Consider the following 14,716-nt stretch of genomic DNA (forward strand, 5'->3'; position numbering starts at 1 on the left):
CGAGCTCCGGCTACATGGCGACGGAGCAACTCTGGATGTTCTCGCGCTAGTTTAATGCCCGAGACGACGGAACGAAGAGGTTACGGCTTGCAAGTCGGCACCGGACTCGCGGCCGGTTCAGGGGCACGGCGGTAACGAGCGAGGATCGGTTCGAGGACCTCTTTCGACCAGAACTTCGGGGCGCCGATTTGCCTCAGGCAAAAGGCGTTCCAATAAGGGCTGCTCGACGAAAGCGATCGGCGTGCCGAAACGGCATGTGCAACCGCCTTGATGTCCTGCGATTCCGGGTAGATGTAGACCGTTGTCGGCTCCTCGAGCTTTGGAATGATTCGCTCGGCGTCGGATCGCGACCAACTCGTGCAGCCATTGCTGCGTCCGCTCGCGTAGTCCACGAGGGTTCCGACCGGAACGCAACCATTCACATTGGCATAGGGACTACGCGCCATGCTTCGATAATGGATGGCCTTCAGGACAACGGCTGGATGCCCGCCGATCGCACGCTCTCTGGCGTTGGCGGTCTCTCCCTCGCCATCGAACTGAACGAACGAGCGCATCAGGATGGCCGCCTTTTTCGCGGCGTTACGAAAGTAACCCTTGAAGGAGGTTTTCGTCTCGGCCGTCACATAGGCGCCGCCGGTCGTCAGATTCGAGTCCAGCGCATTGCCAAAATTCTTCGCACACTCCTTACCGTTCGCGAAATTCACCGCGCCCTTGATATTGCGGCCGCTGCCGTGCCCCGCGGACGTCGCGCGAAAGGACCGGTCGACTTCGCAGATCTCGTAGAAGCGCTTTCCCAATCCGCCCTCGCTCGGCCGCGTCGCATCCATGGCGAAGTAGCAGGGATTTTTGACGACGCCTGCTGCGACTTTTTGCTGGTGCAGAGCGCGGGCTCTCTGCAAAACCACTGCGGCGATCTGCCCCGCGCCGTCACCGACGTGGCTCTTCAGCCAGCCCGGTATCTCCGACGGCTGTTCCGCCGCAAGGGCTCCAGCCGTCAGCCACGCGGCGATCGTCACGCCGAGCGCAAACCGCCAAAGAAAGGGCAATCCAGATCGCAACGGATCGCCTCCACGACTAGCGTTCAGGCCGCTTGATCGGCGCGCCGCCATACTGGAAATGGATCTGGCAGCTTTGCCCATTCGGCAACATCCATTGCAGGTCTGCCCGGCACGAGGCAGGCATCGAGCCGCGCTCGGATCGCCGCTTCGTCCATGCCGACGCCGATGAATACGATTTCCTGGCGGCGGTCGCCATAGATCTCGTTCCAGTGCTTCCGCAGGTTTTTGCGCCAGACGGGATCGTCGGGCCAGCGCTCGGCGGGAACGGCCGCCCACCAGAAGCCCAATGCTTCGGTTCGCACGATTGCGCCAGCCTGACTGATTTCGCCAAGCCATTGGGGACGGGTCGCCAACCAGAAATGTCCTTTCGCGCGAATGACACCCGGCCAAGACTGCTTGATGAATTGGTCGAGCTTTACCGGATCGAATGGCCGAACGGCGCGGTAGACGAAGTTCTTCACACCGTATTCTTCGCTTTCGGGGACGTGCTCGGCGAAGCCATAGAGTTCCTTGTACCAGAGCGGGTGCTGCTGGGCCTTCTCGAAGTCGAAGCGGCCGGTGTCAAGGACGCGATCGAACGGGACGCGGCTGTGGTTTGCTTCGATGATATCGGCCTCGGGATTGAGCGAGCGGACAATCTTGCGCGCCGCTTCGCGCTGAGCTTCCGTGGCGTCGTCCACCTTGTTAAGCACCACGACATCAGCAAACTCGATCTGCTCCACGAGCAGGTCGACCATCGTTCGTCTGTCGCCCTCCAGCGCCTCGCCGCGATCCTGGAGAAAGTCGGTCGACGAATAGTCCTTGAGCAGGTTCACTGCGTCGACAACGGTCACCATGGTGTCGAGACGGGCGACATCGGAAAGGCTCTCGCCGGCTTCCGAGCGAAAGTCGAACGTGGCCGCCACCGGAAGGGGCTCGGAGATGCCTGTTGACTCGATCAGCAGATAGTCAAAGCGCCCGCTCTCCGCGAGCGTGCGTACTTCCCTCAAGAGATCGTCGCGGAGCGTGCAGCAAATGCACCCATTGGTCATCTCGACGAGCCTCTCGTCAGTCCGGGACAGGTTGGCACCACCATCGCGGACCAGATCGGCGTCGATATTCACCTCGCTCATATCGTTGACGATCACCGCCACCTTGAGACCATGGCGATTGTTCAGGACGTGGTTCAGCAAAGTTGTCTTTCCAGCCCCGAGGAAGCCGGACAAGACGGTGACGGGGAGTTTTTGCATGGAGATCGAAGAGCCTTTTTAGGGGGCGGGTGCGTGTCAAGCGCGGCAGCCCGATCGCTGTAATATCGTCATGGCCGTGAAGTGGGCCACGTTCAGACCCTAGATCTCTGTGTAGTCCAGGACCGTATGTTCTCCGGACCAGACCATGTCTGCGTCGTAAATTCGTTCTCGGCGCTTGGACCTGAAGTCAATCCCGAGAATGATCTGGCCCGTGGCCCTCTTTCCGCCGCTGAAGACTCGGAACGGAATAGAAGCGGGGAGGAGGGCCTCCTCCCCAGTTTGGGACTTGGTCATGAACGATCCTTGGTGTAATGTCGTAACAGTACAATGCCTGTTATACTGTTACACCCGAGACAGTCAAGGTGAGATGGAATGCACCGCGACCCAAATCCGCGCGGAACTCGCGTGCACGAGGAGATGCATGGTCACCCCGTCGGTGGCGACGCAGTTGAATCTCGCGCCCGCTCGTACGCGGTGTCGAAAGGGGTGCCGTTCACGCCGATGCGCCAAAGCGTGCTTGCCTTGCTCGCGACGTCTGGAAAGCCGATGAGCGCCTACGAGATCGCAGAGAAAGTGAGCGATGCGCGAAAGCTCAAGACCGTGCAAGTCTACCGTGCGCTCGAATTTTTGCAGGAGGCAGGGTGCGTCCATCGGCTGGCGTCCCGCTCGGCCTATTTCGCCTGCGATCATCTGCACGGAGAAGGCGAAACGGTTGTCTTCATGGTTTGCGCGCAATGTGGCGCAGTTCAGGAGGCGGCGTCCGAACTGGTGGCGCGCGGCTTGCGGGGCGCAGCGGAAACAACCGGCTTCAGACCCTGGCATCCGATGATCGAGGTGGAGGGCCAGTGTGCGGAATGCGCGGGTACGCCTGAAAGCTAGCGGCGCCAACCTGGAAAAGCTTGATGCCCAGCGTCGAACCTACCGCTGGCTGTACCGCGCGCTGCATGCCTTCGATTTCCCCGCCTTGATTGGCGCGCCCCAGCCTGCGGAGCGCGATTATTGGTTCTTATGCACGTTTGGAGCAGCGTTCAGGATCACCGGAATCGTGATCGCCTGGCGGCGACTGAGACTTGAATTTCGCTGACCGCATTCGGATTAGCCCGCCTGCCCAGCGCTGCAAAGGCAGCGACCACAATCAATCGTTGGGCTCCTGAGGGCTGTTGCGAGTCCAGATGTAACGTTATAACGTAACGAATCGGGATGTTTGATTGCTTGGAAATGAAGATAGACCAACCGATTCCGGTGACGATCCTCACGGGCTTCCTGGGCTCGGGGAAGTCCACGCTGCTCAATGAGCTCTTGGCAAGCGAGGCCTTTGCGGACACCGCCGTCATCATCAACGAGTTTGGCGACATCTCCATCGATCATGACCTTGTTCGCGTGAACCAGCGCGAGCTGATGGTGACTACGACAGGCTGCCTCTGCTGCACGGCTGCCAGCGACATCAGGTCTTCCCTGTTCGAACTTTACGACGCTGTTGAGAGCAAGGCTGTCGCGCCGTTCAGGCGCGTCATCGTCGAGACGACCGGGCTTGCCGATCCCGCCCCGATCATCAATCAGATCACACCGGGCGGATTTCCGGCGGTCGGCTATCGGGACCATGTCGTGGCCAGATGCTTTCGACTGTCCGGCGTCGTCTGCGCAGTCGATGTGACCATGATCGAAGAGACGATGGAGCGGCACTTCGAATGCATGAAACAGGTGGCGTTCGCGGATTGCGTCGTGCTGACCAAGACGGACCTTGGCGCGGAAGCCGGCGCGGCTCCCGGTCTCTCCAGACTGCTGCCGAAGATCCGGCAGATCAACTCTGCCGCCGCCATCGTGGACCGTCACGAGAACGGCTTCGATCTCGCAGCGGTCTTTGCTCCACGTCGCTACGTTCCTTCCGAACAGGGGGCCGATGTCGAGGGGTGGTTGGCCTTGGAGGTGGCGTTGGCCCAGCAAGGGCAGACTCCCAACGATGCCACAGGCACGAGCCGCCATGCAGCGGCAGGCATCCAGAGTATGGCATTGCTCGAAAGCCGACCTGTATCGCCTCGAAAACTCGCAACGTTCGTTGACCTGCTCAAGGCCGTAAGCGGTCCGCAATTGCTCCGCCTGAAGGGGCTCGTTGCGCTGGATGACGATCCGGAGCGGCCTCTCGTCGTGCACGGCGTTCAGCATGCGATTCAACACTACCGGCTTCCGGCCTGGCCGTCGGACGATCGACGCACGCGAATGGTCGTCATCGCGCACGGCCTTGATGAAGCGGTCATAAGGGCTCTGTTCACCGCAATAACGGGCATCTCGGCGCGTGAGAAGGTCGAATTGGTGCTGTTCGTCGCAGTCCTAGGCTTTCTCGGCTTTGCGCTCGTAGGGGCGCTATTGCTGCACGGGCATGCCGCTGCCGAGATTCAACCTCCGTCTGTCATTCAAAACGCAACAAGACCTCAACACTGAAAGGGTCAAGCATGAACAACGTGATAACGCCAACGCCTGTCACCGTTCTCACCGGGTACTTGGGCGCAGGAAAGACGACCTTGCTAAACCGTATCCTGACCGAGACCCACGGCAAGCGCTATGCGGTGATTGTGAACGAGTTTGGCGAGGTTGGAATTGACAATGATCTGATCGTCAATGCCGACGAAGAAATATTCGAGATGAACAACGGGTGTATCTGCTGCACGGTAAGAGGTGATCTCATTCGGATTCTCGATGGACTCATGAAGCGGCGCGGCAAGTTCGACGGAATCATCGTGGAGACCACCGGGCTTGCCGATCCGGCCCCCGTGGCGCAAACGTTTCTCGTCGATGATGATGTCCGCCGCAACACGAAGCTGGATGCCATCGTCACGGTCATCGACGCAAAGCACCTCCTCGGAGAGATTGACCAAGCCCACGAAGCGCAGGAGCAGATCGCATTCGCTGATGTCGTCCTGCTCAACAAGACCGATCTGGTGTCGGAGGCGGACCTCAAGCTTGTCGAGGCAAGGATCCGTTCAATCAATCCCTATGCGATGATCCATCGCACCGAGCGTTGCGCGCTCGATCTCGAAAAAGTACTGGATCGGAACGCGTTCGATCTCAACAGGGTCCTTGAGTTCGAGCCCGGCTTTCTCACTGAGGCTCACGACCATGAGCACGACAGCCACGTCAAGAGCCTGTCATTGACGACGAGCACACCGCTCATTCCCGAGAAATTCTTTCCCTGGATGCAGGAGATCGTTCGCCAGTTCGGAATCGATATTTTGCGGTTGAAGGGAATCATCCAATTCCAGGACGATCCTGATCGCTTCGTTATCCAAGGCGTCCACATGTTGCTCGAAGGAGACCATCAACGTCCCTGGAATCCCGATGAGCCCAGAACCAGCCGTCTGGTCTTTATCGGGCGCGACTTGCCGGAGGGCGTCTTGAAGGCAGGCTTTGAGCAATGTCAGGGCTCAAATCACTGATTTAAGGTACGAGTGATGCACCAAACTGCAGCACGGCACCGGAGCTTGTCCGTTGCCATGCTGAGGCTGACAGCTCGCAAATCCATTCGGACGCCAAAAGCATGCCAAAGATTGCCTTACCTATGGGGCGACGGGTCCAAAGAATCGGCTATCCCCAGGCAGTTCAGGAATTAAAGCTCCAAACGCAGAAGCTGTTGGGCTTGTCGGAGGACGTGACTGTCTCGGTCAGCGAGTTGACCTGTCGAGAGCCAGGATGTCCCGATGTGGAAACCCTCGTCGCGATCTTGAGAGACGGGGAAAAGCCAATGATTGCAAGAATCCACAAATCGATTCCCGACGTCACCCTCGATGAACTGAAAGCAGCGCTTGATCTGAGACTTCATACCTAGCGCGCCTCCACGGATATTTCACCAGGAAGCCTGCTGAAGAGGGAGTTTTTCGACCAGCCTCGCTTAACCTTGCAGCCGAATCTGCACCCGACTCCGCGCCAAGTCCGGTCCGGCCGAACCGTGACGGTCCGCGTTCGCTTCGCAAACCTGAACTCAGTTACTCGCTCGCGGGTACTCGATGCACAATCTCCGCGACCGTGATCCTCGCCGGGACCCGCGCTATCCGACATTACACCCCACGTCCTGAGCCACAGCTTCGCGAGTTGCCAGTGATCTCGGCTTTACCGAGGCGGCGATCGCGGCGCTGGTCGGCCATGCCAAGGGTTCGGTGACGAGCAAGTACATCCATACGCGCGATACAGCGCTAATCATGGCCGCAGATACAATCTCTGGTTACATCCAGGGCTCTTGGACGGTGTCGAGTTCAAGCAGATAGCAGTGGTCCACGTGAAGCAGCCTGCTGAGTACTCATTCCGCGGCGAGGGTAACGGCAGCCCGACATCCTTTGGCGTACTGGGCGGACAAGCCGCGGGCATTGGGGATTGTTCAATCAGGTGTGAGGATGGCTCGTGCTACGCGCCACCTCGTTTCGGCGTCGAGCGACTACCCTCGTTGACACTCACGATCAAGGCCGCGGGCGGTGGCGGATTCGGATCGCCATATCTGCGGCCTGCACAGGAGGTCCCCAACGATGTTCTCAATGAAATGGTCGGCCGTGAAATGGCGGAGGCGGACTACGGAGTTGTTATGACAGGTAAAGATCTGCAGATCGACGAAGAGGCAACGCGAATTCGCCGCCAAAAATTTGAGAAACTTGAAAGCAGGCCGTAAACAAGCCTCCCACTTCTGAAAAGCGTGACCATGGAGAGGAGCGCGTTCATTCGTGCCTATCGAAGCTATCCCTTCCGTGTCAACCGGATTCCGAAGATGATGAGTGCGCCAGAGAGGAGGAGCGGCAGCGACACCGCTTCCCCAAACAAAGCCACCGCAAGCACCACTCCCACAACTGGTTGCAGGAACTGCAGAGGCGTGACCGCCGTGGCGCCCGCTTCGCCCAGGACATAGAACCACAGCGCATAGCCAATAATTGTCACGAAAAGAATAAGGAAGAGAAGGGCGGCAAGTTCTGCAGCGCCAACAATTGACCACTCAAAAGCCATCGCCGCTGGAATCGTGAGCGGCGCAAGCACCAGAGCGCCGATGGCGATCGACCAGACGGTCGCTGGCCATCGGCCGATCCGCGCCGAACTTCGTCCGCCAAAGACATACCCTACGCTAGCTAAAATGATGGACAGCAATACGAGCGCGTCGCCCGTAAAGCTCGCCGCGGGCCCCGTCGTTCCCGGCAAAGTGCGCGATGTCATCAATAGGCTGATCCCGCCCATGGTTATCGCTCCGCCGATCCACCAGTGGTCGCAATCAATCCGTATTCGATGGCCGTAGCACCAGACTCATCCTTAAAGAACGCACTAAAAACAGCCTTCATCACTGCACCTGCCCAATGTTTCCGTTTGGACGCGTTGTCGCGTCAAAAAAAACGAACTAGCCCGTCTTATTCATCAGCGGCTTGTTGAGAGGCTGGCGAGCGTGGCGTAAGCCGCTGAGGTGGCGTAGGATTCGGTTGCTGACACCCACCCTCCGCGCATCCGGGCCGCCACACTCGCCATGACCGACGATACGAGTCTGCCGTTCTCATTTCCAGCCGTTTCCCGCAAGAAGATCACAGCCTCGTTCGACGGCGGCAAGCTGACGTCGGATGGCGGCGTCATGCTTCTGGCCATGGCGGACCGGCGCCTCGGCTTGGCCGCGAAGTTGTCCTTCGTATTCCCCGAGCGGCGCGATCCGGGACGCATCGTGCACAGCCTTGCGGATATGATCCGCGCCCGCATCTTCGCCATCGCGTGTGGCTACGAGGATGGCAATGATCTCGATCGTTTACGCGGCGATCCGGCGTTCAAGCTGGCTTGCGGCCGACTGCCGGACACTGGCCGGGATCTGTGTTCGCAGCCGACCCTATCGCGCCTGGAGAATGCACCACACCTGCGCGAGGTGATCCGGCTGAGCTCTGTGCTGGTTGACCTATGGATGGACAGCTACGCGCGAGCGCCGAGCGCAATCACGCTCGACATCGACGACACGGTCGACGTGGTGCATGGCCGTCAGCAACTCTCGCTGTTCAACGCCCATTATGACGAACACTGCTTCCTGCCGATCCACGTCTACGACACCGAGCACAGCCGGCCTGTTGCGGTCATCCTGCGCCCCGGCAAGACGCCGAGCGGCCGCGAGGTGCGGGCACACCTGCGCCGCCTGGTTCGGCGCATTCGCCGGCGCTGGCCCGATACGCGTATCACCTTCCGCGGCGACAGCCATTACGCCGGCCCCGAGGCGATGACTTTTTGCGAGCAAAACGGCGTCGATTACATCTTCGCGCTAGCCGGCACGAAGCCGCTCGCCAGAAAGGTCGACGAGGTCTGTGATGCAGTTCGAACCGAACGTGCGATCGAGAACAAGATCGTGGTTCGCGGCTACACCGAGACCCGCCACGCGGCCGGCTCCTGGCATCGTGAGCGCCGCGTCGTCGCCCGCATCGAGGCAACCCAACAAGGGCTCGACGTCCGCTACGTCGTCACCAGCCTGGATATCGGCTCGGCTGAGTGGATCTATGACAGCCTCTATTGCGCTCGCGGACAGCCGAGAACCTGATCAAGCTGCACAAGACCCAGCTCGCCTCCGATCGCACCAGTTGCCGCTCGGCGCTCGCCAACCAGGTCCGCCTCGTCTTCCACACCGCCGCCTATTGGCTCATCCTCGCCGTGCGCGATGCCATCCCAAAGCCGCGCGATCTGGCAACGGCCGAGTTCAACACGATCAGGCTCAGGCTTCTCAAGATCGCAGCCCGCGTCATCGAGACCGCCACCCGCGTCCGTCTTGCCTTCGCGGCGGCGTGCCCCGACGCCGACCTGTTCCGCGGCTTGGCAAACGCTCTGGTCCCGCAAGCACCCTGACGCGCGGGGCATGAGCCCCCGGTCACCCCGCTGCCGTCCTCCAACGCGTTCACGAAGTCGGGTCGAAAAGCGGGGAAAAAGCCGAAGCGTTCGCGCGCGCCTTCACCCCGACCGGAAATGTTCCAGCTGCCCTGCCCGGCAATCATGAATAAGACGGGCTAGGGCGGCAAAGCCTAAGGTTGTTTAAATTGCCAATGCACGAATTTGAGAGACAATCGAACTAAATTACGACTCGAGTTTTCGAGAGGTTTCGAACGGGATGTGACCGCTGGAAATGGATGAAGCTGAGACTTGTCACGGCGATGGCCAAAACGTGGAAGTTGCAATGACTTACGACCATGTGTCTCGAAAGCCGAACGCGTCGCGTGCGCTATCGAGCTATGCCGTTGCAACTAGATTACGCCACAAGGGAGAGGCATGCGACGATGGTCGCGCGACAACTTGACGCTGCGGGTTCCATATCAACTCGCCTAATAGGATACCAGCGGGCTGCTGAGCGAAGGTCTGGACATATCGCAGGTCATTTCCCGCCGTACCAGCGCCGGTTACCCGCAAAACGCCCCGCCGGTGGAGCCGCCCTCTACTTTTCCGCGTGGCCGCTGGCGGGGCAATGATCGCAGGCCTGGTCAGTACGAGCATCAGATGGCACAGGACCGCACACGCTACAGGTCCCCGTAAAATGCTTGGCGTACGCCAGGCGCTTGCGCCTGTCCCGTTCAGTCGTGCCACCCTCGACAAGGAAATGGACGCCGGCCGTTTCCCTAAGGCGCGCGAGATCGCGCCAAGCTGCCGCAAGAACGGACTCCCTGGCCCGTAGTAGTGCGGGTGCTATGTCGTTTGGCATCCACGACCGCCTTTGCCGTGGGAAATTAGCTAGCGGAACGATCTCCCGGTATGGTTTGATGGGCCACAATGGACCTCTAGGGGGCAGCTTTGTCCGAGGGGCGTGTTCAAAGGCGATTGGCGGCCATCTTAGCGGTGGACGTTGTCGGCTATTCGGCGCTCATGCAGAGGGCCGAAGAAGCCACTTATGTCGAGTTCGAGCGGCTCAAGCGCGAATTGATCGAGCCGAGCCTCGTCCGCCACGACGGCCGCCTGATCAAGACAACAGGAGATGGCGCTCTCGCCGAGTTCGCAAGTCCCCTGGCCGCCACGCGATGCGCGATTGAGATACAGGATCATCTCGCCGCCGGCAGCGGTCCCTTCAAATTGCGGATCGGGCTCAACTTGGGCGATGTCATCGTCGGCCAGGACGGCGACCTCTATGGCGACGGCATCAACATCGCGGTTCGGCTGGAAGGGATCGCCGATCCGGGCGGTATCCTGATTTCCGACAAGGTGTACAGTGAGGTCGAAGGCAAACTGGACGCTGGCTTCGAAGATCGCGGCGAGCAGCAACTCAAGAACATCTCCAAGTCTATTCGCAGTTACGCCGTGCGTCGCGCGCTGGTCGAGGGGCTGAGTGCGGCCCTCCCACTTCCGGACAAGCCCTCCATCGCCGTGCTGCCATTCCAAAACTTGAGTGGAGACCCAGAGCAGGAATATTTTGCCGATGGCTTGGTGGAAGACATCATCACGGCCTTGTCGCGCTTCAAGTCACTGTTCGTAATCGCGCGCAATTCGAGCTTTACGTTCAAAGGTAAGGCAGCCGATATAAAGGAGGTCGGACGTAAGCTGGGTGTGCGCTACGTTCTTGAGGGGTCGGTCCGAAAGGCAGCAGGGAAGGTTCGCATCACCGGCCAGTTGATAGATGCGGTGAGTGGCGCTCACATTTGGGCGGATAGGTTTGAGCGGGACCTGATAGACGTTTTCGCCTTACAAGATGAGGTAACGGTCGCTGTTGTCTCGGCCATTCAACCCAAACTGGTCGAAACAGAAATTGAAATGGCGAGCCTCCGTCGCCCCGAAACTCTAACGGCCTATGATCTATGTCTTAGAGCGCGGAAGCAATATTATCTTCTGACGCGCGAAGGCTTTGCCAATGCTGTGCGATTGGCGCATCGAGCCTTGGAGATTGATCCTCGCTGCATCTCAGCCGCCATGTTGGCGGCTGATGTCCATCGTGGAAACGTTGCGTTGGGTTATTCAATTGATCTCCAATCCGACCGCAATGAAGCAATTCGGCTGGCTCGCTTGGCCCTGAGCATCAACGCAAATGATACGGAAGCGCTGGGCATCGCGGGGTTGATTACCGCCTTTCTTGTCGGAGACCACGAAACCGGCATCGATCTTGTTGAACGTGCGGTCGCGTCAAATCCGAATGATGCTCGCGCATGGCGTCAAAGAGGTTGGGTCTACAAATTTGCAGGGCACTTCGAAGAAGCAATTCGGAGCTTCGAACGCAGCATTCGCTTGGACCCGTTGTTTCCCATGCTTCACAATTCGCTTACTGGCATCGGCCTGTCGTTGATCGAGCTTCAGCGTTTCGAGGAGGCAGTCGCGGTTTCCAGGAAGGCTCTTCGTCACAGCTCATACGATGCATCAACTCATCGCGCTTTGGTGGCCGCATTGGCCCACTCGGAGCGAAATGCCGAGACGTGTGAGGCCGTAGCTCGTCTGCTTGAGGTTGATCCGGGCTTTTCGATATCCGCATGGCTTGCTCGGGCCGGGCAACCATACGCGAAGCTGTACATTGAGGGGCTTCGGAAAGCTGGGTTGCCCGAATGAACTGGTAGAAATATTCCGCTCGCGCATTTTCACTTAGGTCGTCGTTCTGGCGCTGGTCGAGGTCCGTCCGACCAAGCAATGCGCTCAGGCACCGTTGCTCCAAGGAGAGGACCATCCATGCAAATGCGCTCTTGTTTGACTGCAATCATACGGACCACACTCGTTGCCGGCGTGAGCTTGGTAATAGCGGCGGGAACGACCAAAGCGCAAAGACAGGGCGGCAGCCTCACACTTGGCACCGAGCTTGATATTCCCGGCCTCGATCCCGTGAAGGCCGGCGCCTTCGATACTTCGAGCCAAATGGCGGCAGCCCTGATCTTTGATACATTGACCGGCCGCGACAAGAACGGCGACGTGGTCCCGAAGCTCGCCTTATCCTGGAGCCATTCCGACGATTACAAGAACTGGACGTTCAAGCTTCGGTCCGGCGTGTATTTCCACGACGGAACGCCGTTTAATGCAGCGGCTGTCGCTTGGAAATACGCGCGGCATAAGGACCCCAATAATCGTTGCGGTTGCGGCTTTTTCATCCAATTTATCGACAAGGTCGAAGCGATCGACGATTTGACTGTCGTCTTCTATCTGCGCGACCCCTCCGTAGAACTCCCTGCGTTGCTGTCGCCTCCATTTACCAACAACATCATCTACTCTCCTAGCGCGACACAGAATCTCGGAGACAACTACAACAGGCATCCGGTGGGTACGGGGCCGTTTATCTTGAAATCTTGGACCGCAGGCGACCGCATGATAGTCGAACGCAATCCGAACTATTGGAACAAAGGGCATCCGTATTTGGATCGCGTCAGTCTCCGTCCGCTTCCCGACCAACAGTCGCGATTTGCGAGTCTACTCTCCGGCGTGGTCGATCTGATCTGGGACGACGAGTACGATGCGGACAACCTTGTCCGCGCTAGGCAGAATCCATCGGTAAATATCTACACGTATTCTGGCTCGGGCGCTCAGCCCTATGCTTTCAACACCAAGGTCGCCCCCTTCGACGATGTCCGCGTCCGCCGAGCGCTGATCATGGCGATTGACCGGAAGAAGATGTCAAGCGCATTGACGAATGGCTTAAGCAAACCCGCCAGCAACCCCTTTGGAGATGGGTCTTGGGTGAAATGCCAGAACGACGGCGCCCTACCTTTCGATCCCGAAAAGGCAAAGCAGCTTCTCAAGGATTACGCTAAGCCCGTTCAATTCAAGCTTACCGTTTCAGCAACCCCGCGAGGGCGCAACGTTGGTCAAGTCCTGCAGCAATTCTGGAAGCAGGTTGGTGCTGACGTCGAGATCGAACAGGTCGATCAGGCCACAATTCCTGTGCGTGCGTTTGCGCGGCAATACCAAATCACACCTTGGCGCATAATCGACAACCCCGATCCTGAGCCATTTATATATGCGCTCTTCCATACAGGCAGCCCAGTCGCACTCGCAAATTACTCCAATCCCGAACTTGACGCTCTGCTAGAACGTGCACGTTCAACTGCGGATCGTGCGGAGCGCACCGAAGACTACTGCGCTATCTCCCGGATCATCAACCACGAAGCAATCTGGTTCTTTACCTTCCAGAACACGTACTATGCGGTGACTAACAACAAGCTGAAGGGCCTTCCACCGCTTTACGGCGGAGTGATTGACGTTTCCGACACGTGGTTGGAGTAGCAGCGGCTTCGGCGGATTGCAGATGATCCGCCGAAGCTCCGTCGCGACGCCGTCGAGCACCGCGCGCTTCTCCTTCATCCGCGGTGAGCGGTTGTAGACCTTGCCGGTGACGCTGGGCACGGTCCGCTGTCACTCGGCGTGGGGTCCGAGCGCCGATCGGCATTCTAAGTACCTGATCGACCTCATGATGATAGGGGTAATGTTGGGCGCCTATTCATAGCGCTCTGGCGCCAGTGCGTGGGACGCGTTCAACACAGCCGGTGTGAACGCACTCGGCATGATTTCTGACAAGCTGATGCAAATGGCCATCGATAAGCTTTGGACCAATGCTTTGGGCGGCTCTACCGGCTCTAGCCTGTTTAGCTTCCTCGGTTTTGGGGGCGGCGGCAGTGGCAGCACACCGACCATGAGCGGTACCGGCCTTGGCGCAGGAACGGGCGGCTTGTCCTTCCCGATGTTCGCCAACGGCACGGGCAGTGCACCTGGCGGGTGGTCTATCATTGGTGAGAGAGGCCCTGAGCTGATGAACGTGCCAAAGGGTGCGAGCATTCTGCCGAATGGCGTTTCGCCTGGCGGTGGCGACGTACACCTTAGCTTCGCCCCATCCTACAACGTGCAGGGTTCGGGTCCGGAAATCGCGGCGCTTAAGGCGCAGATGGCGCAAGATCGCGCAGATTGGGGGCGGGCCTACGGGACCGCCTCCTAGCCGCGCGTATCGAGCGAAACCCCGAGCAGAGACGCCTTGACCATAGTTGCGGCCGACGTCCGCTTCAGCAATTTGGCAATTTTCTTAACGCCAGCCTTTTGCTTCGCGAGTGACTTCAGCGTCTTCACATCGTCCTTCGTCCAGCGACGAACAGACTTTTTCTTCTTGGCCAACTCGGCGCTCCTTCACTCATTAGGAGCGCGGTGTAGCACATCGCGTGCGATGCGCAACCCGACATCACGCATCTCTGATTACCGCAGCAAGCTCGGATGTACCGGCGCGCGCCAGCTATTTTAAATCAAGTAGAAATCTTTAATCAGACCGATGCGTTGTGTTGCGCGGACGCCAGGTCACGCCAAGCTCACTGGCACTCCAGCTGCGCTAATAGATTGTCATTGTAGTATCCATCCGCGTGACGATCGGCACCTGCGCCAGGGATGTCACTCGGCGTGGGGTCCGAGCGCCGATCGGCATTCTAAGTACCTGATCGACCTCATGATGACAGGGTCAATGTTGGGGTCTGACTCACTTCTGATGATTTTCGCTGGCGAGCTCGGATTCTCCAATGG

The 14,716-nt window shown here is 58.9% G+C and carries 14 protein-coding genes and 2 pseudogenes; 11 read left to right on the forward strand and 5 right to left on the reverse strand.

Annotated elements, in window-relative coordinates:
* Nucleotides 1-80 precede the first annotated feature (80 nt).
* Together ACVIGB_RS01710 and zigA are read right to left on the reverse strand one after the other, a co-directional pair.
* Entirely contained in the window at nt 81-1,139 is a 1,059-nt protein-coding gene (locus tag ACVIGB_RS01710; RefSeq protein WP_456717385.1) for a hypothetical protein, read from the reverse strand.
* On the reverse strand, nt 1,082-2,287 hold the full coding sequence (gene zigA / locus ACVIGB_RS01715) for a zinc metallochaperone GTPase ZigA (protein WP_456717384.1): 1,206 nt from the start codon (nt 2,285-2,287) through the stop codon (nt 1,082-1,084). Before zigA ends, ACVIGB_RS01710 begins: the two co-directional genes overlap by 58 nt.
* A 372-nt stretch (nt 2,288-2,659) precedes the next feature.
* Here zigA and ACVIGB_RS01720 point away from each other — a divergent pair, with 372 nt between their 5' ends.
* From ACVIGB_RS01720 to ACVIGB_RS01750, 7 genes and pseudogenes are all read left to right on the forward strand, one after another.
* Nucleotides 2,660-3,166, forward strand: coding sequence for a Fur family transcriptional regulator (locus ACVIGB_RS01720; RefSeq protein WP_456749076.1), 507 nt, complete (start codon nt 2,660-2,662; stop codon nt 3,164-3,166).
* The gene (locus ACVIGB_RS01725; RefSeq protein ID WP_456717382.1) at nt 3,135-3,371 is read left to right on the forward strand and encodes a hypothetical protein; all 237 of its coding nucleotides are present in this window, start codon (nt 3,135-3,137) and stop codon (nt 3,369-3,371) included. The genes ACVIGB_RS01720 and ACVIGB_RS01725 overlap by 32 nt, the downstream gene beginning before the upstream one ends.
* A gap of 134 nt (nt 3,372-3,505) precedes the next feature.
* Complete coding sequence (locus tag ACVIGB_RS01730) at nt 3,506-4,726, forward strand: CobW family GTP-binding protein (protein ID WP_456749109.1); 1,221 nt, start codon at nt 3,506-3,508, stop codon at nt 4,724-4,726.
* Nucleotides 4,727-4,737: 11 nt separating this feature from the next.
* Entirely contained in the window at nt 4,738-5,718 is a 981-nt protein-coding gene (locus ACVIGB_RS01735; RefSeq protein ID WP_456717380.1) for a CobW family GTP-binding protein, read from the forward strand.
* Nucleotides 5,719-5,819: 101 nt separating this feature from the next.
* Nucleotides 5,820-6,107, forward strand: a complete 288-nt coding sequence (locus tag ACVIGB_RS01740) for a nitrate reductase (RefSeq protein ID WP_456717379.1) — start codon at nt 5,820-5,822, stop codon at nt 6,105-6,107.
* A gap of 219 nt (nt 6,108-6,326) precedes the next feature.
* Nucleotides 6,327-6,545 (forward strand): annotated as a pseudogene (locus tag ACVIGB_RS01745) (integrase); the annotation flags it as partial.
* Nucleotides 6,546-6,719: 174 nt separating this feature from the next.
* Nucleotides 6,720-6,938, forward strand: coding sequence for a hypothetical protein (locus ACVIGB_RS01750; protein ID WP_456718258.1), 219 nt, complete (start codon nt 6,720-6,722; stop codon nt 6,936-6,938).
* Nucleotides 6,939-7,003: 65 nt separating this feature from the next.
* Here ACVIGB_RS01750 and ACVIGB_RS01755 read toward each other — a convergent pair whose 3' ends face one another.
* Both ACVIGB_RS01755 and ACVIGB_RS01760 read right to left on the reverse strand, forming a co-directional pair.
* Entirely contained in the window at nt 7,004-7,492 is a 489-nt protein-coding gene (locus tag ACVIGB_RS01755) for an EamA family transporter (RefSeq protein WP_456717378.1), read from the reverse strand.
* Nucleotides 7,493-7,494: 2 nt separating this feature from the next.
* Nucleotides 7,495-7,593, reverse strand: a complete 99-nt coding sequence (locus ACVIGB_RS01760) for a Flp family type IVb pilin (protein WP_456717377.1) — start codon at nt 7,591-7,593, stop codon at nt 7,495-7,497.
* A gap of 179 nt (nt 7,594-7,772) precedes the next feature.
* Between ACVIGB_RS01760 and ACVIGB_RS01765 the strand changes: the two are divergent.
* From ACVIGB_RS01765 to ACVIGB_RS01780, 4 genes and pseudogenes are all read left to right on the forward strand, one after another.
* A pseudogene (locus tag ACVIGB_RS01765) lies at nt 7,773-9,115 on the forward strand (IS1380 family transposase).
* 933 nt (nt 9,116-10,048) lie between these two features.
* Nucleotides 10,049-11,782 (forward strand): tetratricopeptide repeat protein, encoded by a 1,734-nt coding sequence (locus tag ACVIGB_RS01770; protein WP_456717376.1) that lies wholly within the window; start codon nt 10,049-10,051, stop codon nt 11,780-11,782.
* Between the two features lie 117 nt (nt 11,783-11,899).
* A complete protein-coding gene (locus ACVIGB_RS01775; RefSeq protein WP_456717375.1) occupies nt 11,900-13,441 on the forward strand; it encodes an ABC transporter substrate-binding protein in 1,542 nt (513 codons plus the stop codon).
* Nucleotides 13,442-13,718: 277 nt separating this feature from the next.
* Nucleotides 13,719-14,147 (forward strand): hypothetical protein, encoded by a 429-nt coding sequence (locus ACVIGB_RS01780; RefSeq protein WP_456717374.1) that lies wholly within the window; start codon nt 13,719-13,721, stop codon nt 14,145-14,147.
* Here ACVIGB_RS01780 and ACVIGB_RS01785 read toward each other — a convergent pair.
* The gene (locus ACVIGB_RS01785; protein ID WP_456717373.1) at nt 14,144-14,320 is read right to left on the reverse strand and encodes a hypothetical protein; all 177 of its coding nucleotides are present in this window, start codon (nt 14,318-14,320) and stop codon (nt 14,144-14,146) included. The genes ACVIGB_RS01780 and ACVIGB_RS01785 overlap by 4 nt on opposite strands.
* Nucleotides 14,321-14,716 lie beyond the last annotated feature (396 nt).

It is taken from the genome of Bradyrhizobium sp. USDA 4341, assembly GCF_054063755.1.